A 19,046-nucleotide genomic window follows, 5' to 3' on the forward strand; every position below is an offset into this window, starting at 1 on the left:
AAAACGGTCAACTCTATTTAGGGAAGTACAAAATTAAATTTCACCTAAACACCTAAACACCTAAACACCCAAACACCTAAAAAGCTCAAATTTTTCAATCCCCAAAAAAATAGACTTATATTTGCGCCACAATACAGAATCATGGCACAAAAACCTAGCATACCAAAAGGAACACGAGATTTTTCTCCGATAGAAGTAGCAAAACGAAACTACATTTTTAACATCATAAAAACGGCTTTTCAAAGCTTTGGATTTCAACCTATTGAAACCCCATGTTTTGAAAAATCAGAAACGTTACTTGGGAAATATGGAGAAGAAGGCGATCGCTTAATTTTTAAAATCTTAAACTCTGGCGAAAAAGTAAAAAAAGCAGATTTGAAAGCGTTAGAAGCTGGAAACTTAGCGCGTTTTTCAAATTCGTTAGCCGAAAAAGCATTGCGCTATGATTTAACAGTTCCGTTTGCACGATACGTAGTACAACACCAAAATGATATTACATTTCCGTTCAAACGCTATCAAATTCAGCCAGTTTGGCGAGCTGACAGACCGCAACACGGAAGATTTCAAGAGTTTTTTCAGTGTGATGCAGATGTTGTCGGTTCAACGTCACTTTGGCAAGAAGTAGAATTTGTGCAATTATACGATCAAGTATTCTCAAACTTAGGTTTGGAAGGTGTTACTATTAAAATTAACAATCGTAAAATCCTCTCTGGAATTGCAGAAGTTATCGGAGCAAAGGATAAATTAATCGATTTCACAGTCGCGTTGGACAAACTCGATAAAATTGGCGAACAAGGCGTAAAGGACGAAATGCTTGACAAAGGTATTTCTGCGGAAGCGATAGAAAAAGTACAACCATTATTCGGTTTCTCAGGAAATTTAGACGAAAAATTAAATCAACTCAAAGGTTTATTGGCAAGTTCGGAAGAAGGAATGCAAGGAATTGCCGATTTAGAATTCGTCTTTGAAGCTGTTGAGGTTTTAGGATTAAAAACGGCTACCTTAGATTTAGATATTACGCTTGCTAGAGGTTTAAACTACTACACAGGCGCAATTTACGAAGTTGCTGCACCAGAAGGTGTAAAAATGGGCTCCATTGGCGGCGGCGGACGTTACGACGATTTAACAGGAATTTTTGGCTTGAAAAATGTTAGTGGCGTTGGAATTTCTTTTGGTTTAGATCGAATTTACTTAGTATTAGAAGAACTAGATTTGTTCCCTGAAACGGTTTCCGATAAAGTGGATGTATTATGTATCAATTTTGGCGAAAAAGAAGCGCTTGCTTCTATGAAATTGATCAAAATATTACGTGAAGCAGGAAAAAGTGCTGAGTTGTATCCTGATGCTGCAAAAATGAAAAAGCAGATGAACTACGCAAACAAACGCGATATTCCATATGTTATTATTATTGGTGGAAACGAATTGGAAAACAATACCTGCATCGTAAAAAATATGAAATCAGGAACACAGTTAGAGGTAGCTTTTGACGAAGTGTTGACTGCTTTTTAGAGACTTATTTTAGTGACTTTTAATCTGATTATTGTTAAAAAATCTAATTTAGTAACAATTCGTGTACTATTTTTCTGAATATTAACTTTTTGAAATTGTAAAATCATTTTCTATGATGTAATTTGCTGTACCAAAACATTTTAGTAATTACTAATTTTAAATGAATTAATCATGAAAAAACACATTTCAAGTATCGGGAAAGTTTTAAGCAAAACGGAACAGAAATCTATCAATGGAGGCTTACTAAGTGGCGGACTTGGTAATCCGTGTCCTATAGTATTATTGGCAGCACCACCAGAAGGTTGTCGTTGGGTAGGTATTCCAGTATGTAGGTATAAGTTAGTTTGTGACGCGATCACGATTTACTAAATCTAGTTTTAGATTTTTTAAGGAAACCTTCTCTTCAAACGGAGAAGGTTTTTTTAATATTTATTTTTTCTGCAACGAATTTAGAGTCGTATGTGTGCTATTTTTCTGAACATTAACTTTTTGAAATTGTGAAATCATTTTCTATAGCGTAATTTGTTACACCAAAAATTTTTAACGATTACTAATTTTAAATGAATTAATCATGAAAAAACACATTTTAAGCATCGGGAAAGCTTTAAGCAAAACAGAACAAAAAGCAATTAACGGAGGCGCAATAGTGCCAACTTCAATTGATTTTCCATGTGAAGAACCTGTATTAGCGCCGCCACCAATTGGATGCAACTACAAACGTATCAGACCATGTACATACATTTTAGTATGTTTGAGCGACATTACTCTTCATTAAATTGAATACAGAAGCTGTCTAAAAATTATTATTACAGATTTGGTAAGATAATTTTTTAGATAGCTTTTAATATTTTTTAGATTACTCTTTTCGCAACCAACCTACAACTCTAGCGTTTGAAATTTTCCAACGATTATCTTCTTGATGTAAATCATATGAAACACGCGTATTACTAAACGGACCTGCATTCTGTTGGATAATTGTGACGGTATTTTCAGTTACTTTCGTAATAATTGCAACATGTCCGAAACTATTATACCAAGAACTTTGAAACACTAAAATATCATTGATTTTCGGTTTTGAGATGCTTCCATTTGTATATTGAATCAAATCGCGTTGTATATTTCGTTTACCATCTTTTACGTTCGGATTAAAAAAATCTTTTGCATGACCGTAACTATCTGGCATTTTATGGTGTAAATATTCATAATAATACCGTTTGACAAATTCAACACATTGAAACTGTAATCCTAAATTATATCCATCTTTTGTTGTATTTCGTTTTTCTACATGATTTACCGCGCCATTATAATACACAGATACATTATTGAAGGAATCAAGTTCTTCGCCAATAGTTTTAAAAGGATTTAAATTGATACATTTTGAAGATACAATCAACCCAATTGCAAGTATGCCTAAACAAATAATGAAAATATAAATTCGCTTCACTTTTATCAATCCTTTATTAAAAAATTGTTATTGAATGAATACAACTAATTGTTAGAATGATGATTCCAATAATCATAATAATCTTGTTTTTAAGACCGAATCCATATTTTTTTCTAAATGGTTTTTTAATTAACAATGTAATCATAAATACTGAAATTACATTTAATGCAATTGCTAAAAGAAAATCTGAAATAAAGAAATCTAGCATATCATTGAAGTCAAGGTAAGTGACTGTAAATAAGAATGATATTAGAAGAGTAAACCAGAAAATAATACTACCAATCCAGCCATTTTTATGATTTTGGTATAGCATGATTATCGAAAAGCAGCCTAAAACTATTAGACTAAAATCAAAATAAAACTCTCTTGTGTAATATGCTAATGATAGTTCTTCCCAAGTAGTCAACTTGTATTTTATGGGTAAAAAGATAGATTCTCTAAGTTTTATATAAAAGAAGTACGTTAGTATTAGAATTGTTATTGATTGAACAGCAACAATAATTTTAGTCATTTCGTGAGTATCATTAGTCATGTTTAGAGTGTCTAGTTTTTTAAAGTAAATCTTATTCGTTTTAAGATGCAAAATAATGCTTTAGTATGTACCTAAATTTGATAATAAATTTACAAAGATGAATTTTAGTGTATAACTGTAAAACTAATTAATTCGTACCTTTGCACTCTTATGCAAGCAAATAAACTCTCAGATTGGTTACCAACAACAAAAAAAGAAGTAAAAATTCGAGGTTGGGAAGAACTAGATGTAATTCTATTTAGCGGTGACGCGTATGTAGATCATCCATCATTTGGACCTGCCGTTATTGGTCGTATCTTGGAAAGTTATGGACTAAAAGTAGCTATAGTTCCGCAACCAAGTGTACACGACGATTTGCAAGATTTTACAAAACTAGGAACGCCAAAATTGTTTTTTGGAGTTACGGGCGGTTGCATGGATCCTATGGTGAGTAATTACACTGCAAGTAAAAAACGAAGAGATAAAGACGCCTACACGCCAAACGGTGATAAAGGTTTTCGACCAGATTATGCCACATCAGTATATTCAAATATCTTAAAAGAAAAATTTCCAGATGTTCCTGTGTTAATCGGAGGAATTGAAGCTTCATTACGCCGTGTAACACACTATGATTATTGGAGTGATAAACTCATGCCAACCATTTTAGAAACCTCTAAAGCAGATATGTTAGTCTATGGAATGGGCGAACAGCCTTTGCGAGAAGTTGTAAAACTATTGCAAAAAGGAGTGCCTTTTTCAAGCTTAAGAACCATAAAACAAACCGCTTTTTTAGTACATAAAGACGAAGAGATTCCTAAAAATAAAAATTGGGATGATGTCGAAATTCATTCGCACTATGTTTGTTTAAAGAATAAGAAAAAATTTGCGTCTAACTTTAAAGTCATCGAGCAAGAATCGAATAAACTAAAAGCAAGACGAATTTTTCAAGGTGTAAATGACAAGACTTTGGTAATAAATCCACCATATCCTACAATGACGGAACAGGAAATTGATGCTTCTTTCGATTTACCATACACACGTTTGCCACATCCAAAATACAACAAGCGCGGACCAATTCCTGCGTTTGAAATGATTAAAACGTCTATCAACATTCATCGTGGTTGCTTTGGCGGTTGTAGTTTCTGTACAATTTCTGCACATCAAGGAAAATTTATTGCAAGTCGTAGTAAAGAATCTATCTTAAGAGAAGTTGATAAAGTGGCAAACATGCCCGATTTTAAAGGCTATTTATCAGATATTGGCGGACCATCTGCTAACATGTATCAAATGAAAGGAAAAGTACAATCGATCTGTGATAAATGTGTCGCACCTTCCTGTATTTCGCCTGTAATTTGCAGTAATTTAGATACATCTCATAAACCATTAACTGAATTGTATCAAGCAGTAGATAGTCATCCGAAAGTAAAAAAATCATTCATCGGAAGTGGAATTCGTCACGATATGTTAGTACCAGAATTCAATAAAAATGCAGATGCAAAAGAATTGGATGATTATACAGAAGAAGTGATGACAAAACACGTTTCGGGACGTTTAAAAGTAGCTCCAGAGCATACATCTGATCCAGTTTTAAAACTGATGCGTAAGCCTTCATTTGAATATTTTCATAAATTTAAAGAACGTTTTGATAAAATCAACATCAAGAAAAAATTGAAACTTCAGTTGATTCCGTACTTTATTTCAAATCATCCAGCTTGCGAAGTAGAAGATATGGCAAATTTAGCTGCTGAAACCAAAGAAATGGGCTTTCAGTTAGAGCAAGTACAAGGATTTACACCAACACCAATGACGGTTGCAACGGTAATTTACTACAGTGGATATCATCCATATACACTAAAACCAACCAAAACACCGAAAACTAAGAAAGAAAAAGAGGAACAACATCGTTTTTTCTTTTGGTATAAAAAGGATAACAAAGGTTGGATTCGAAGAACGCTGAATAAACTTGGTAGAAAAGATTTAGTAGAAGCGTTGGTGCCTGAAGAAGAAACGAATACGTGGAAAAGTATCAAGCCTAAAAAGGTGAAAAATACGTTTGATAATGCAATTCCTGCGCATCACGCACGTTCTAAAAAGAAACACAAACCCAAAAAGAAGCGTCGTTAAATTAGCGACTAGCTTTGATGTGAAATAATGTCTGCAATTTTAAAATTTCATAAAGAAAGCCCTGAATGTCTAAGCTTACAATCATACATGAAAACAACGATTACATTGTTGTAAATAAAGCTGCTGGATTGATAAGTGAGCAAAGCCCGTATGAAGCTATCACTATTGAAAATCAGGTGTTTAATCATATTTTGCAAAGCAAGCGAAAACCCTATGTTGGTATCATTCATCGGTTAGATCGAGTGACGAGCGGCGTTCTAATTTTAGCAAAAAAGAAAAGTGTTTTAGTAAGGTTTAATACGTTATTCAGTAGCCGAAAAGTTCAAAAAACATATCTGGCAATTGTTACAAACAAACCAGCAAAAAACAACGGAAACTTAGTCAATTTTCTCAGAAAAAACACCAAAGAAAAAAAAGCAGAAATAGTTCCATCCAAAACAAAAGACACCCAAAATTGTATGCTTTCTTATAAAGTAATCGGTAAAAATGATACGGGTTATCTATTAGAAGTTAGACCAAAAACGGGTAGATTTCATCAAATACGTGCGCAATTGGCTAATATTGGACTTCCTATCGTGGGCGATGCTACCTATGGATCTGATCAAAAATATTTACCATTATCAATTTGTCTCCATGCTTGGAAACTAACTTTTGAAGATGCTGATGCTAAGGAAACTATAATGTATGAAGCATCTTTGCCGACGCATGATTTTTGGAAATTTGATGCTATTTAGCAATGCCAATTATTTTTGATAAGTAAAGGAGTTCGACGTAAAAAATTTAGTTCGATACTCTTCTTTTCCGAAGTATAGCAGGGATTTTCCGTTAAAAATTTTTGAATCCTTGGAAAAAATTTAGGGAAATTCATGCGGTTTTAGTTTTTCCCTAAAAGAAAAACTAAAAATACCTCTGGAAAAGTTCCCTTTCTTTTGTTTCTTTTCTTTGGGAAAGCAAAGAAAATGAAAATTAAATGCTGAAAATGTGGGAATTAATAAAGAGTTTTCAAACTTAAATATAAATTTGATTACTTATATTTAACTGACGTTAAGTATTATTCTACAGATACACGTTACCCAAACAGATTGCAACACTCAATATCACAATACTATCTTTAAAAGTGTCAAAAGTTTACAATCTCTAAACAAATTCTTTCGTATTTTTACAAAAAACTAAAAACCTCATGAGAATATTTATGTTACTGCTTATGGTTTGTGCTGTAAGTTGTACTTCAAAACCGAAAGAAAAAGCAAAAGAAACTGCTTTACATCAAGAAACGACAACTAAAACAACATCTGAAAAAACCATGGAAAAAGGATCAATACATCAGTTTACTGTAAAAGATATTGCTGGAAACGTCTTTAAATTAGCCGATTTAAAAGGGAAAAAAGTACTATTTGTCAACACAGCATCTGAATGTGGATTAACGCCACAATACGAAGTATTACAAGAAGTATACGATACATACAAAGATAAAAACTTTACGATTATTGGTTTTCCTGCAAACAACTTTGGCGGACAAGAACCTGGAAGTGATCAACAAATTGCAAAATTTTGCAAAGCTAATTACGGCGTAACATTCCCGATGATGAGCAAAATTTCTGTTAAAGGAGCTGACATGCACGAAGTGTATAAATTCTTAACTCAAAAATCGCAAAACGGATTGCAAGATTCTGAAGTTGCTTGGAATTTTCAAAAATACTTAGTAAACGCTAACGGAGAACTTGAAAAAGTAGTTTCTCCACAAACCTTACCAAACGACGAAAGTGTATTGGCTTGGATTGAAGGAAAATAATCGAAGTTATTTATGAAGATAAAAAAACAAAAGTTAGGGCTCAATACAGTTTGTACACATACGGGAGAAGTAGAAGACAAGCAATTTAAAGGAGCCGTTTCCCCAATCTATCTAAGTAGTTCGTATGCTTTTGAAGATATTGATGAAAAACGCTATCCAAGGTACTTTAATACACCAAATCAGCAAGCACTTTGTAAAAAAGTTGCCGCGCTAGAACATACAGAAGCCGCAATGATTTTTGGTAGCGGAATGGCAGCTGTAAGTACAAGTTTGTTGGCATTTTTGCACAAAGGCGATCATGTTGTACTGCAAAATGCATTGTATGGTGGAACGATGAATTTAGTGTTGGAAGAATTTGATAAATACGGAATAGAATATTCATTTACCCAAAGCCTGAACATCAAAGATTTTAAGAAGGAAATCAAGAAGAACACCAAAGTGATTTATATTGAAACACCTTCAAATCCGCTGTTGAAAATTACGGATATTCGTAAAGTTGCCAAACTTGCCAAAAAGCACGATTTGGTTACCATGATCGATAATACTTTTGCAAGTCCTGTAAACCAATTGCCAGCTACGATGGGAATTGATATTGTAATTCACAGCGCAACTAAATATTTTGGCGGACATAGTGATATATTGGCTGGAGCTGTTGCGGCTTCTGCGGAACATATGAATCAAATATTTCAATTGGCAAAAAATCTTGGCGGAAGCCTGAGTGATTTTACAGTTTGGATGTTGGAAAGAAGTATGAAAACTTTAGGAATTCGCGTAAAAGAACAAAATAAGAACGCGTTAAAATTAGCGAGCTTTTTGGAAAAGCATGAAGCGGTTGAAAACGTTTATTATCCAGGTTTAACATCGCATCCTGATTACGAATTGGCAGCATCGCAAATGTCAGGTTTTGGCGGAATGATGTCGTTTGAATTAAAGTCAGAATACAATGTTTCAAAATTTTTCAAGTCTTTACAATTAATCAAACCATCCATGAGTTTGGCAGGTGTTGAAAGTACCATGTTGAGTCCGACACAAACCTCGCATGCTTTATTAACTCCTGAAGAACGTAAAAAGCAAGGAATTTCAGATGGATTGATTCGTTTTTCGGTTGGAATAGAGGAGAAGCAGGATCTCATTTCAGACATTAAACAGGCTATAAAAAAGTCGAAAAAGAAGTAACATAAACAGACTATATCGTCCTAAAGTGACATTATTGTTTTAGGACGATACAGTATTTTTTATGCTTAAATAATCTTCTTAATCACACGAAGTCGATGTGTGTGACGATTGGTTTCTACATTGAAAATTCCTGAATGATCAATACGATCAATACGAACCTTTCCATGTGCATGAATGATGTAATTATCTTCCATAATGATACCTACATGAATAATATTTCCTTCCTCATTATCAAAAAATGCCAAATCGCCTGGTTCGCTTTCTTCAATAAAACTCAATGCTTCGCCTTGTGTCGCTTGTTGTGAAGCATCACGCAAAAGTTTGTAACCGTTCAACTTATACACCATTTGTGTAAAACCTGAACAATCAATTCCAAACGGAGTTTTTCCGCCCCACAAATATGGTGCACCCAAGTACATATAGGAAGTTTTTATAATGTTTTCTTTGGGAAGAATGCCTTTTAAAACATTTCCATCATATTGATGCGATAATAATGACAACGGATTCAACACTGAGCCAATAGGAATCGGCATCAAATGTTTATCATCTGTAATAAATTCTACCAAATCGGCAGACAATTGCAATTCTTCGCTATCTTTTTCTTTATAAATAGCTTCGGTAATTTCTAAATACTGCTTATTATCAATCCAACCTTCATACTTATCATATGCAATACGAATGCGACTCCATTTTTTGCGTTGTTCTAACACTTTAAAATGTTCGCCATACAATACTTGTGATACAAGTTCACTCATATCACTTGGTTCCCCACGAAGCGGAACAATACTCAAATTGCAAATTCCGTATTGCATGTATTAAATTCGGATGATTTTTTAAATTGAAAATATTAAGCTCTTTCTAATACCAAGGCTGAAGCGCCACCGCCACCATTACAAATAGCTGCAGCTCCAAGTTTGGCATTATTTTGTTCTAACACATTTAGTAACGTAATTAGGATACGAACTCCCGAACATCCTAATGGATGTCCTAAAGAAACAGCTCCACCATTTACATTTACTTTATCATCAGACAAGCCTAAGATTTTCATATTTGCCAATCCAACTACTGAAAATGCTTCATTAAATTCAAAATAGTTAATAGCATCAATATCAAGATTAGCTTTCGCTAAGGCTTTTGGAAGTGCTTTCGCTGGCGCAGTTGTAAACCATTTTGGTTCGTGTGCGGCATCTGCGTAACTTTTTATCGTTGCTAACGGTTGTAAACCTAGTTCAGCGGCTTTTTCGGCACTCATTAAAACCATTGCTCCAGCACCATCATTAATAGTAGATGCATTGGCAGCAGTTACGGTACCATCTTTTGTAAAAGCAGGACGTAAGGCAGGAATTTTTTCCATCTTTACGTTCTTAAACTCTTCATCTTCACTAACAACAACAGGTTCTCCACGACGTTGTGGAACTTCAACAGGAACTACTTCATTGGCAAACTTTCCTTCTGCCCATGCTTTTGCTGAACGTTCGTAAGATTGAATAGCAAATGCATCTTGATCTTCTCTAGAAAATTCATATTCAGTTGCACAGGCATCTGCACAAACGCCCATCGCTACATTATCATACACATCTACCAGACCATCTTTTTGCATTCCGTCTTCCATTTTGGCAGGACCAAATTTCGTTGCTTGGCGTGCGTGGTAGTAATGTGGAATTAAACTCATGTTTTCCATTCCTCCAGCAACTACAATATCAGCATCACCTAATGCGATGGCTTGTGCAGCTTGCATTACGGCTTTCATACCTGAAGCACAGACTTTATTTACCGTAGTACATGGAACGGTATCTGGAATTCCAGCAAAAATTGCGGCTTGTCGTGCAGGAGCTTGTCCTGTTCCAGCTTGTACAACATTCCCCATAATCACTTCTTGTACATGTTCTGGTGCCAAATTTATTTGTGCCAAAGCACCTTTAATGGCTGTTGCTCCTAACTTTGGAGCTGGTATAGTGGATAAAGCGCCTAAAAAACTTCCGATTGGAGTTCTTGCAGCTGCTACAATAACAACTTCTTTACTCATGATTTTTGCTTAACGTTTAATTGCTGCGAATTTAATTATTTTTTAGAAGATATCCGTATAAATTATCAATTTAAGCGATAATAAGACACGCTTAATTTTAGTATTTTTGAATATTACCATATATTCGTTCAATGAAGCAGCTCATCAACAAGTTATACAAAAATCAATCGTTAGTCTATAAAATCTTTTTATACATACTAACTACTTTTTTGGTGGTATATCTTTTTCCAAAAGGCGGGCAGTTTCAATATGAATTTCAAAAGGGAAAACCTTGGCAGTACGAAACTTTAATTGCACCTTTTGATTTCCCAATTGCAAAAACTCCACAAGAAATTGAAGCTGAAAAATCCGAAATTATTGCCAACGCAAATACCTATTATTATTATGATACAACAATTGCAGAACGTGTAGAAAGTGATTTTAATGAAGAGTTTGATAGGCTTTTTGGAAATGATAGTATTGCGGAAACACGAGCATTTTCTACGTTAAAATCAAAGGCGACGCGATTGTTAGGAAATTTTTACAAAAACGGTGTTATTGAAGTTGTTGATGAATCTAAAAAGGACAAACTCGTCATTTTGACACAAGGTAATGAAGAACGAAATGTGAGTTATAATTCATTCATCAAATTAAATAATCTTCAAAAATATATCAGTGATTTTGCCGCGCGTGAGTCATTAGAAAACTACGAAACACAATTGTATAGCTTGTTTTTCGATGTGGTAGAACCCAATGTGACAATCAATACTGAAATCACAAATAGTGAATTGTCTGCGAGGTTAGAGCAAATGGCGTACACACATGGAAATGTGCAAGAAGGTATCCGAATTATTGCCAAAGGTGAAGTAGTTGAAGGTGACAAGCTAGCGCAATTAGAATCGCTCAAAAAAGAATATGAATCACAGATTTGGAATGAATCTAATTACAATTGGATCGTTTTCGGTTATACTATTTTAGTAGCATTGGCATTGTTAATGTTGTTGTTATTCATTCGAAAATACCGTCCTGAAATTTATGAAAATAATAATAAAGTGACGTTTATTTTCATGAATATTGTTTTTATGATTGTACTAACAACGTTGGTTGTAAAATACAATGCTAACTATGTATATATCGTTCCATTATGTATATTGCCATTAATTCTGAAAGCATTTTTTGATGCACGTTTGGGTTTATTTGCACATGTATTAACCGTACTACTTTTAGGATTTATAGTTCCAAACAGTTCAGAATATATCTTTTTACAAATCATAGCTGGTATCGTTACCATTTTAACAGTTTCTGAGTTATACAAGCGAGCCAATCTCTTTATTTCTGTCGGACAGATTACCTTAATTTACATCATAGCATATTTTGCTTTTTACATTACACATGAAGGTGGCATCAAATTTACAGAAGTATTTAGTAAGAATGAATTAGGCAACGTACATGTAACGTGGATTTATTTCATGCAATTCATGTTATGTGGATTGGCAACGTTGTTTGTGCAACCGTTAATATATATTTACGAGAAGATTTTCGGACTGGTGTCAGATGTGTCTTTGTTAGAATTATCAGATACTAATTCAAAACTCTTAAAACGACTCGCGAATGAAGCACCTGGAACATTTCATCACTCATTACAAGTGGCGAACTTGGCGGAAGCCGCAGCAAGTGAAATTGGCGCAAATACCATGTTGGTTAGAGTAGGAGCATTGTATCATGATATTGGAAAGATGAACAATCCGACTTTTTTCATTGAAAATCAGGCAACTTCGGTAAATCCGCATGATGAATTGGCACCAGATGAAAGTGCGGCAATGATTATTGATCATGTATTGGATGGAATTGAAATCGCGAAAAGCAATAAAATTCCAGACAGAATTATAGATTTCATACGAACACATCACGGAACATCTACAGTTTATTACTTTTATCAAAAAGCAAAAGAACTCGATGAAGAAGTGTCTAAAGAACAATTTCAATACCCTGGACCGATCCCATTTTCTAAAGAAACGGCAATTTTAATGATGGCAGATTCTGTGGAAGCGGCTTCAAAAAGTTTAAAAGAGCCAACATCGCAGAAAATTGATCAATTTGTAGAGCGCATTATTGACAAACAAATGGATGAACAACAATTTATGAATGCAGATATTACCTTAAAAGAAATTGTAACCATCAAAAAGGTGTTAAAAAAGAAGCTAAATAATAGCTATCATTTACGAATAGAATATCCAGAATAAACGGTAGTTTCTTGAAAATTAAATTATTGAAAAAAAAATAGTAAAAAAACACTAAAAAAAACCGCAAATAGTTGTTTGATATTAAATGAACAGTTACATTTGCAACCGCAATTTCACAGTTGCGTAAGTTCTTAATTCATAAAGAATATTGGAGAGGTGGCAGAGTGGTAATGCAGCAGCCTGCTAAGCTGTCAACCTTCGGGTTGCCTGGGTTCGAATCCCAGTCTCTCCGCTTTTTTTGAATTATATATAGTATTTCGGGGTGTAGCGTAGCCCGGTTATCGCGCCGCGTTTGGGACGCGGAGGTCGCAGGTTCGAATCCTGCCACCCCGACAAATCGAAATACAAAAAATAAGGGTCGCGTAGCTCAGTTGGATAGAGCATCTGCCTTCTAAGCAGACGGTCACAGGTTCGAATCCTGTCGCGATCACAAGTATAACAAGGCTTTCAAGAAATTGAGAGCCTTTCTTGTTTTCAATTTGCACAAAATTTGCACAAAAAATCAAAATTAAGGCTTGTAATCATTATATCTACTTATGGTAAATCGTTTGCTAGTTTTTCTAAGGATTTAATTTTGTAATCCGTAGTTTGATACTTTGCTTTTGGTTCAAAAGTTTTGAGTTCTTCAAACAAACCGTTTTCTAGTATAAAGAAATACAGTCCGTTTTTAATACTCTTTTCAACTTCAAAATCATTTTTGCAACGTACTAGCTTAGTTCTGCATTCTGCTAGTTCCTTAACTAGCTTTTTGTTGAGTTCTTGCTGATTTGTTACCATTGTAAATTGATTTGTAATTTAATCGTATAAGTATTAGTTTTAAATTAAAACCAAATATAAGTTATAATTAATTTAAATGCAATTAATGCTTATATTTAGTGTGATTTTGTAATATTTACTTATATCTCATAAACTTCTCATGTTAAGACTCGATGTAATTTTAAAGGAAAAAGGAATTTCCAATACGGAATTTGCTGAATTGATAGGCGTTTCAGTAACTTCTGCAAGTGCATTTAAAACAGGCAATATAAAACCTAAGTTTGATACTTTGGTAAAAATTGCTGAGGTTTTAGAAGTAGATATTAGGCAATTGTTTAAACCCACAAAAGGTGGTTCTTTACTGAATGGATTTGTAGAGCATGAAAATGAAGTATACCGTATTTATTCAATAGATGACTTGGAAAATTTACTAAATATCGTAAAAGGAAATAAATAATTGTTACATCAAAAATAGTTGCTCTATTTCGTGTACATCAAAGCGTTGCGCATCATTAATTCTTTTCATTAGTTTTGAATATCGCTTTGTAGGCTTTCCGTTGTAATATTTTTTAAAGTGTTTTTTGTAAAGTTCTCTGTAGTACTCGTCTACATCAAAATAGTTTCCGTAGACTTTTTCAATGTTTCGCCACTTTTTAGAATGTGTTTGCGTTGTGTACATTCCACTTGGTAAGGCTGAACGGTGTATAAAACGTTCGCTTATTAAGTATAGCTTTCTACATCGTGTATGCGTATGAGGGCAAATAAAGTACCATAGTAAACCGTTTCCGATATTTGATGGTATGGTAACCAAATCTATAGTATAGTTGTAGTCTGTACCGTTAGATGTGTATATTAAAGTAGTTGTGCCACTTGAATCAAAAATATGTGTTTGTATTGTAATACTACCAATTTCGACACCATTGCTTTTCCACCTAAGAACGCCTTTTGTACTTGTATTCTTTGTTAAGTACTTCAGCTTTTTTAAATCTGTAATACTTAGCTGTTTTACTTCATTAAATAGTAGCGGAAATGTTTGTGGCTTTGGCATATTTTCTTTTTTGTCTCGCGTGCGCGTGCGAGGAAACCTAAATAACTAAGGAACTTTTATTTGTGTCTTTACATTCCATCAATAAATATTTCTACAAAGTCAATAATTTTTGTGGTAATACGTTCGGAAACTTTGGCGCGTTCTCGCAAACTTGGGCGTACTTCCAGTAAGTTAATAATATCATCACGTAACGGTGTTTTTCGTGTGAATAAATAGTTGCTGATGAGGTCTACTAGCTTTTTGTAATCTAAGTTTTCTTCGTTGCTTAGTAATTGTACAGCTTTCTTTTTCTCAATAGTCCAGTAGTTATCAAATTCGTCGGCTACAAGGTCGGAATCTCTAACTAATGGTAAGTTTTCTTCAATAAAGCGTTCAATGAGTTCTTTTTTGCTTCGTAACTCGCTGTTAGATGCAAGTATGTCTGAAATTGTTTTACGCTGTTGTTCCTGATCTTTTGGCTTCTTACTTCCTGCTAATTTGGCTAATAGTGTCAATATATACGCAACGTTGATTTCGTCACGTCGTATGAGTTCTATTTCAAAATCGATGTCGTTTAAAATGGAAACTTTTTCTTTGTGTTGTTTTACATCGTCACGAATATCTAAATACTTGGTTTGGTAGTCTGCAAATTCTTGTTCCGTAATGTCTAAGTCATCATAACTAAATTCTGTAAACGTTGTCAATACATTTTTTAAACGCATTAATTGTCTAAAGGTTTTTACAAATTCTAGTATTTCCGTTTCCGATGGCAACTCGTTTACGCTATCAACCGTTGGTGCAATTTCTTTGAGTCGTTCAATGGCTTCGGTAAATTTTTTAGTGTAATCTTCATACGGTTGCACTATGATTTCTTCAATAGCGTCTTTGTTTGAAAATAGCGTAATAGCTTCGTCAGTATTGTCTTTTAAATTTCTAAAACAAACGACGTTCCCTTGGGATTTAAGCTCGTTTAAGATTCTATTAGTACGTGAATATGCTTGTATTAAACCGTGATAACGTAAGTTTTTATCAACATAGATGGTGTTTAGATATTTGGAATCAAAACCAGTTAAAAACATATTGACCACTAATAATATATCAACGTCTTGGTGTTTTACACGCTGACCGATGTCTTGGTAGTACGAATAGAACTGTAATGTGTCATAATTGGTATTAAACATTTCATTATAATCGACAATAAAGCTTTCTAGTTTTTCGCGGGTATGTGAATATATTGTTGCAGGTTCTTTTACTACTTTAAAATCGTCGTAGTCTTCATCGGGAATGAAACCGTTTGCATCTTCGGGTAATTCGTTGGCACGATATGAAAATATCGTAGCTACATTTAAATCGTGTTTGCCTTGTTCCTTTTTGGTTTTAAACAACTCATAGTATTTGATGAGCGTTTTTACATTGGATACACAAAAGATGGCTGTAAACTTATTCGCTTTTGTTTTACGGCTATGATTGGCAATGATATATTCTGCAATATTGTTTAAACGTTGCGGTGCTTCCATCACTTCCGTTTTATCAATACTGTCTGCGTTAATGTCTACACTTTCATTGTCTTCTTTACTTTTGAATGTGCTGATGTATTCAATAGAAAATTTTAATACGTTTTTGTCGCGTATCGCATCTGTAATGACGTATTTATGTAAGCATTCATCAAATAAATCTTTGGTAGTGCGTTTTCCTAAATCGTTTTTAACAGAATTGTCTGCAAATATTGGCGTTCCTGTAAAACCAAATAGTTGCGAGTTTTCAAAGAATGCTTTGATACGGTTGTGCGTTTCTCCAAATTGACTTCGATGGCATTCGTCAAAAATAAATACGATGCGTTCTTTTTTGAGTCGTTCCATCTTTGCCAAATATTTTGGTTTGTAGATGGCAGTATTGAGTTTTTGAATGGTCGTTACGATGAGTTTGGTATCATCAGAAAACTGTTTTACCAAACTGTTGGTATTGTTGGTTGCGTCAATACTTCCCTCACTAAAACTATTAAATTCTTTGATGGTTTGATAATCCAAATCTTTACGATCAACTACAAAAACCACTTTTGTAACCTCATCTAAGTTTGTGAGTATTTGTGCCGCTTTAAATGATGTGAGTGTTTTTCCTGAACCAGTCGTATGCCATATGTAACCAAATTTGGAACTGTTTTTTACACGTTGTACAATGGCTTCGGTGGCGTAATATTGATACGGACGCAATACCATCATGAGTTTTGAGGAGTTGAGTACCATATATTTGGTAATCATTTTGGACAAATGACACGGTTCTAAAAACAAGTTTGTAAACTCGTTAAGTTGTGTAATGATTTTATTTTCTTTGTCTGCCCAATAAAACGTTTGTTTGAATGTGAGTGCGCCAATAGGATTGTTAGCGTAGTATTTGGTATTAACTCCATTGCTTATGACAAATAGTTGAATAAACTGAAATAAGCCTTTTCCTGCGCTATACGAATGTCGTTTGTAACGTACGGTTTGGTTAAAGGCTTCTTTGAGTTCCAAACCACGTTTTTTGAGTTCTATTTGTACCAATGGTAAACCATTGATTAAGATGGTCACATCATAACGGTTTTCGTATTTGCCTGTCATTGTGACTTGGTGAGTCACTTGGTATTGATTTTTGCACCAATGTATTTGGTTGATGAGTTGCAAATAGCCTGTACTGCCATCGTCTTTGGTGTAACTAAGTTTTTGGCGTAGCGTGGTGGCTTTTTCAAATATGTTCCCTTTTGACAACACGTTGAGTACTTGCTTAAACTCATTAGCCGACAATGTACACTTGTTGTGCTTTTCCAATTGCGTACGCAAGTTTGCGATGAGGTCAGCTTCATCTTTGATAACGACTTTTGTATAGCCAGTTTCCGTAAGTTGCTGTACTAAGTTTTCTTCTAGTATTTGTTCGGGTTGTGTGGTCATTTCAGCTTATTTATTTTGTCTTTCATATTCAAAGCCTTAATTTTTGCTTCAACTAACTTTTTTTTATCCTCAAACTTTTGAATAGTTTCTAAACGCACACTTTGTTCCATATCATGGAATTCAAATTTATACGCCCAAATGGTATTTTCTATTCCGTTTAGTTCTTTTTGTAAGTCTTCTTTTGTGCTCATAAGCAAACGCCTTTTGTTATTTATATTTTCTAAAAGCTTGAATGGTTTGATATATTCCGTAACCTACAAAAATTCTACCGATAAAATCCCATATAAAAAACCATGTTTGTGGGTTTTCGTCAATAGCTTTTATATAATCAAATCGGTGTGTTGGGTTTAGGAATTGTACAAAATATTCCCATTGCCATTTGTCGTAGTATGTTATAAACTCAGAACTCTCTACATGAAATAAAGATAAGCTAAAGAACAAGCCACCAATCAAAACCGTGAAAAGCACACCTTGTATGTATGATGAGCCGAACCAATTTGAAATCGCATTTAAAGATAAGATCCCTAGATTTGCAATAGAATCTAAAAAATTACCATGTTTGAACTTTAGCCATGATTCTAAAAGAAGTGTTTTGCTTTCAAGTCTTTTGTAATGTACAGCGGCTATAAAGTTTTTTTGACTTTCCAAATGATATTTTAAAATTCGGTAGGTTTCTCGCTTATTTTCAATAGGTATTAAATGATTTTTTGATACTGCATTTTCATACACTTGTTCATAAGCTCTGGTAAATGAATATGTATAAGAATCTTTTTTATAAATAGCATTCACATCTTTATAAATAGATGTATATGTTTTAAAATTATTAATTCTTAACTTAAATAAACTTAAACTTCCTTTAATTATTGCTAAGGAAATATCGAATCCTTTTTCTGCAAATGCACCTCTCAATAACATTAGATCTTTAACAACTGTATATGAAAACAAAACATTTTCTTTAAATGTTACTGCTGAAAAAACTACAATACCGAAAAACTTAGTTTTATGAAAAGTTACAGGTTTGTGAAATGTACTCTGAAAAAAATTAATTAAATTATGAAAAGTAGTTCCTCTAAAATTTACTTCGTATATTTCACAAGTATATAATTTTAATTTTCCTCCTTTGTTATTTTCTTCATTTCCTATATCAGTATTGCCACAGTACAAATGATTAATTACACAATATAATAGTTTTACATTACAAGAAATAGAAGCTATTTTTAAGTTTTTACTCAAAAAATGACAGTTGTAAAATTCAATTTTTAATTTAACATTTTCAATATCAATAATATCTGTAGCTTTATAGAAATAACAATTTTCAAAAGAAAGATAGTCTTCAGTTTCTTTTAAATCAGAGTTTTCATTTATAAAATTAAAAAAACGGAGAACGCAAAAATGAAAATGAATATCAACTGAATTAATTCTATATAACAAAAGGTTAGATGCTGGTAAAATTTGTTTTGAATGTTTTTCATTTGTAAATAAGTCATTTCTACAAATTTTAATCAACTCCTCTAAACTATTTGCTACTCGTCTTT

The 19,046-nt window shown here is 33.6% G+C and carries 17 protein-coding genes and 3 tRNA genes; 12 read left to right on the top strand and 8 right to left on the bottom strand.

Features of this window, described 5'->3' with window-relative positions; all coding sequences use genetic code 11:
* The first annotated feature begins 141 nt into the window (after positions 1-141).
* The 3 genes from hisS (at position 142) to AA089_RS02740 (ending at position 2,284) form a co-directional block, all read left to right on the top strand.
* Positions 142-1,509, top strand: coding sequence for a histidine--tRNA ligase (gene hisS / locus AA089_RS02730; protein WP_046755389.1), 1,368 nt, complete (start codon positions 142-144; stop codon positions 1,507-1,509).
* 171 nt (positions 1,510-1,680) lie between these two features.
* A complete protein-coding gene (locus AA089_RS02735) occupies positions 1,681-1,878 on the top strand; it encodes a hypothetical protein (RefSeq protein WP_046755390.1) in 198 nt (65 codons plus the stop codon).
* A 202-nt stretch (positions 1,879-2,080) separates the two neighbouring features.
* The gene (locus AA089_RS02740; RefSeq protein ID WP_046755391.1) at positions 2,081-2,284 is read left to right on the top strand and encodes a hypothetical protein; all 204 of its coding nucleotides are present in this window, start codon (positions 2,081-2,083) and stop codon (positions 2,282-2,284) included.
* A gap of 81 nt (positions 2,285-2,365) precedes the next feature.
* Here AA089_RS02740 and AA089_RS02745 read toward each other — a convergent pair whose 3' ends face one another.
* On the bottom strand, positions 2,366-2,953 hold the full coding sequence (locus AA089_RS02745; protein WP_053002171.1) for a CHAP domain-containing protein: 588 nt from the start codon (positions 2,951-2,953) through the stop codon (positions 2,366-2,368).
* Positions 2,954-3,635: 682 nt separating this feature from the next.
* On the opposite strand from AA089_RS02745, the gene AA089_RS02755 reads away from it, so the two are divergent.
* The 4 genes from AA089_RS02755 to AA089_RS02770 all read left to right on the top strand — a co-directional run bounded on the left by AA089_RS02755 (position 3,636) and on the right by AA089_RS02770 (position 8,556).
* Positions 3,636-5,588, top strand: coding sequence for a YgiQ family radical SAM protein (locus AA089_RS02755; RefSeq protein ID WP_046755393.1), 1,953 nt, complete (start codon positions 3,636-3,638; stop codon positions 5,586-5,588).
* A gap of 65 nt (positions 5,589-5,653) precedes the next feature.
* The gene (locus AA089_RS02760) at positions 5,654-6,322 is read left to right on the top strand and encodes an RluA family pseudouridine synthase (protein ID WP_046755394.1); all 669 of its coding nucleotides are present in this window, start codon (positions 5,654-5,656) and stop codon (positions 6,320-6,322) included.
* 446 nt (positions 6,323-6,768) lie between these two features.
* The gene (locus AA089_RS02765; RefSeq protein ID WP_082113183.1) at positions 6,769-7,380 is read left to right on the top strand and encodes a glutathione peroxidase; all 612 of its coding nucleotides are present in this window, start codon (positions 6,769-6,771) and stop codon (positions 7,378-7,380) included.
* Positions 7,381-7,392: 12 nt separating this feature from the next.
* Complete coding sequence (locus AA089_RS02770; protein WP_394334124.1) at positions 7,393-8,556, top strand: trans-sulfuration enzyme family protein; 1,164 nt, start codon at positions 7,393-7,395, stop codon at positions 8,554-8,556.
* Between the two features lie 65 nt (positions 8,557-8,621).
* On the opposite strand, the gene AA089_RS02775 is transcribed toward AA089_RS02770, so the two are convergent.
* Entirely contained in the window at positions 8,622-9,368 is a 747-nt protein-coding gene (locus AA089_RS02775) for a C40 family peptidase (protein WP_046755396.1), read from the bottom strand.
* A gap of 35 nt (positions 9,369-9,403) precedes the next feature.
* On the bottom strand, positions 9,404-10,582 hold the full coding sequence (locus AA089_RS02780; protein ID WP_046755397.1) for an acetyl-CoA C-acyltransferase: 1,179 nt from the start codon (positions 10,580-10,582) through the stop codon (positions 9,404-9,406).
* Positions 10,583-10,713: 131 nt separating this feature from the next.
* On the opposite strand from AA089_RS02780, the gene AA089_RS02785 reads away from it, so the two are divergent.
* From AA089_RS02785 to AA089_RS02800, 4 genes are all read left to right on the top strand, one after another.
* Positions 10,714-12,804 carry an HD family phosphohydrolase gene (locus AA089_RS02785; protein WP_046755398.1) on the top strand — a complete coding sequence of 697 codons (2,091 nt, stop codon included), beginning with the start codon at positions 10,714-10,716 and terminating at the stop codon, positions 12,802-12,804.
* Between the two features lie 150 nt (positions 12,805-12,954).
* A tRNA-Ser gene (locus AA089_RS02790) sits at positions 12,955-13,036 on the top strand.
* Positions 13,037-13,062: 26 nt separating this feature from the next.
* A tRNA-Pro gene (locus tag AA089_RS02795) sits at positions 13,063-13,137 on the top strand.
* 23 nt (positions 13,138-13,160) lie between these two features.
* A tRNA-Arg gene (locus AA089_RS02800) sits at positions 13,161-13,234 on the top strand.
* 104 nt (positions 13,235-13,338) lie between these two features.
* On the opposite strand, the gene AA089_RS02805 is transcribed toward AA089_RS02800, so the two are convergent.
* Entirely contained in the window at positions 13,339-13,581 is a 243-nt protein-coding gene (locus tag AA089_RS02805) for a hypothetical protein (RefSeq protein WP_046755399.1), read from the bottom strand.
* Between the two features lie 139 nt (positions 13,582-13,720).
* On the opposite strand from AA089_RS02805, the gene AA089_RS23425 reads away from it, so the two are divergent.
* Positions 13,721-14,017: a helix-turn-helix domain-containing protein gene (locus AA089_RS23425; RefSeq protein ID WP_053002172.1), complete on the top strand. Its 297-nt coding sequence runs from the start codon at positions 13,721-13,723 to the stop codon at positions 14,015-14,017.
* A 3-nt stretch (positions 14,018-14,020) separates the two neighbouring features.
* Here AA089_RS23425 and AA089_RS02815 read toward each other — a convergent pair whose 3' ends face one another.
* The 4 genes from AA089_RS02815 to AA089_RS02830 all read right to left on the bottom strand — a co-directional run bounded on the left by AA089_RS02815 (position 14,021) and on the right by AA089_RS02830 (position 19,017).
* Positions 14,021-14,608, bottom strand: a complete 588-nt coding sequence (locus tag AA089_RS02815; protein ID WP_046755400.1) for a hypothetical protein — start codon at positions 14,606-14,608, stop codon at positions 14,021-14,023.
* Positions 14,609-14,676: 68 nt separating this feature from the next.
* Entirely contained in the window at positions 14,677-17,511 is a 2,835-nt protein-coding gene (locus AA089_RS02820; RefSeq protein WP_046755401.1) for a type I restriction endonuclease subunit R, read from the bottom strand.
* Positions 17,508-17,702 (bottom strand): hypothetical protein, encoded by a 195-nt coding sequence (locus AA089_RS02825; RefSeq protein WP_046755402.1) that lies wholly within the window; start codon positions 17,700-17,702, stop codon positions 17,508-17,510. The genes AA089_RS02820 and AA089_RS02825 overlap by 4 nt, the downstream gene beginning before the upstream one ends.
* Before the next feature lie 16 nt (positions 17,703-17,718).
* Entirely contained in the window at positions 17,719-19,017 is a 1,299-nt protein-coding gene (locus tag AA089_RS02830) for a pentapeptide repeat-containing protein (protein ID WP_156168875.1), read from the bottom strand.
* Positions 19,018-19,046: the final 29 nt, after the last annotated feature.

Origin of the sequence: Kordia jejudonensis (genome assembly GCF_001005315.1) — a bacterium.
Taxonomy (GTDB): Bacteria; Bacteroidota; Bacteroidia; order Flavobacteriales; family Flavobacteriaceae; genus Kordia; species Kordia jejudonensis.

Excerpts from the sequence above, each read along its gene's own strand:
- AA089_RS02820 (WP_046755401.1), bottom strand. The coding sequence starts at position 17,511 with ATGACCACACAACCCGAACAAATACTAGAAGAAAACTTAGTACAGCAA.
- AA089_RS02785 (WP_046755398.1), top strand. The coding sequence starts at position 10,714 with ATGAAGCAGCTCATCAACAAGTTATACAAAAATCAATCGTTAGTCTAT.
- AA089_RS02735 (WP_046755390.1), top strand. The coding sequence starts at position 1,681 with ATGAAAAAACACATTTCAAGTATCGGGAAAGTTTTAAGCAAAACGGAA.
- AA089_RS02755 (WP_046755393.1), top strand. The coding sequence starts at position 3,636 with ATGCAAGCAAATAAACTCTCAGATTGGTTACCAACAACAAAAAAAGAA.
- AA089_RS02760 (WP_046755394.1), top strand. The coding sequence starts at position 5,654 with ATGTCTAAGCTTACAATCATACATGAAAACAACGATTACATTGTTGTA.
- hisS (WP_046755389.1), top strand. The coding sequence starts at position 142 with ATGGCACAAAAACCTAGCATACCAAAAGGAACACGAGATTTTTCTCCG.
- AA089_RS23425 (WP_053002172.1), top strand. The coding sequence starts at position 13,721 with ATGTTAAGACTCGATGTAATTTTAAAGGAAAAAGGAATTTCCAATACG.
- AA089_RS02740 (WP_046755391.1), top strand. The coding sequence starts at position 2,081 with ATGAAAAAACACATTTTAAGCATCGGGAAAGCTTTAAGCAAAACAGAA.
- AA089_RS02770 (WP_394334124.1), top strand. The coding sequence starts at position 7,393 with ATGAAGATAAAAAAACAAAAGTTAGGGCTCAATACAGTTTGTACACAT.
- AA089_RS02765 (WP_082113183.1), top strand. The coding sequence starts at position 6,769 with ATGAGAATATTTATGTTACTGCTTATGGTTTGTGCTGTAAGTTGTACT.
- AA089_RS02825 (WP_046755402.1), bottom strand. The coding sequence starts at position 17,702 with ATGAGCACAAAAGAAGACTTACAAAAAGAACTAAACGGAATAGAAAAT.
- AA089_RS02815 (WP_046755400.1), bottom strand. The coding sequence starts at position 14,608 with ATGCCAAAGCCACAAACATTTCCGCTACTATTTAATGAAGTAAAACAG.
- AA089_RS02805 (WP_046755399.1), bottom strand. The coding sequence starts at position 13,581 with ATGGTAACAAATCAGCAAGAACTCAACAAAAAGCTAGTTAAGGAACTA.
- AA089_RS02780 (WP_046755397.1), bottom strand. The coding sequence starts at position 10,582 with ATGAGTAAAGAAGTTGTTATTGTAGCAGCTGCAAGAACTCCAATCGGA.
- AA089_RS02775 (WP_046755396.1), bottom strand. The coding sequence starts at position 9,368 with ATGCAATACGGAATTTGCAATTTGAGTATTGTTCCGCTTCGTGGGGAA.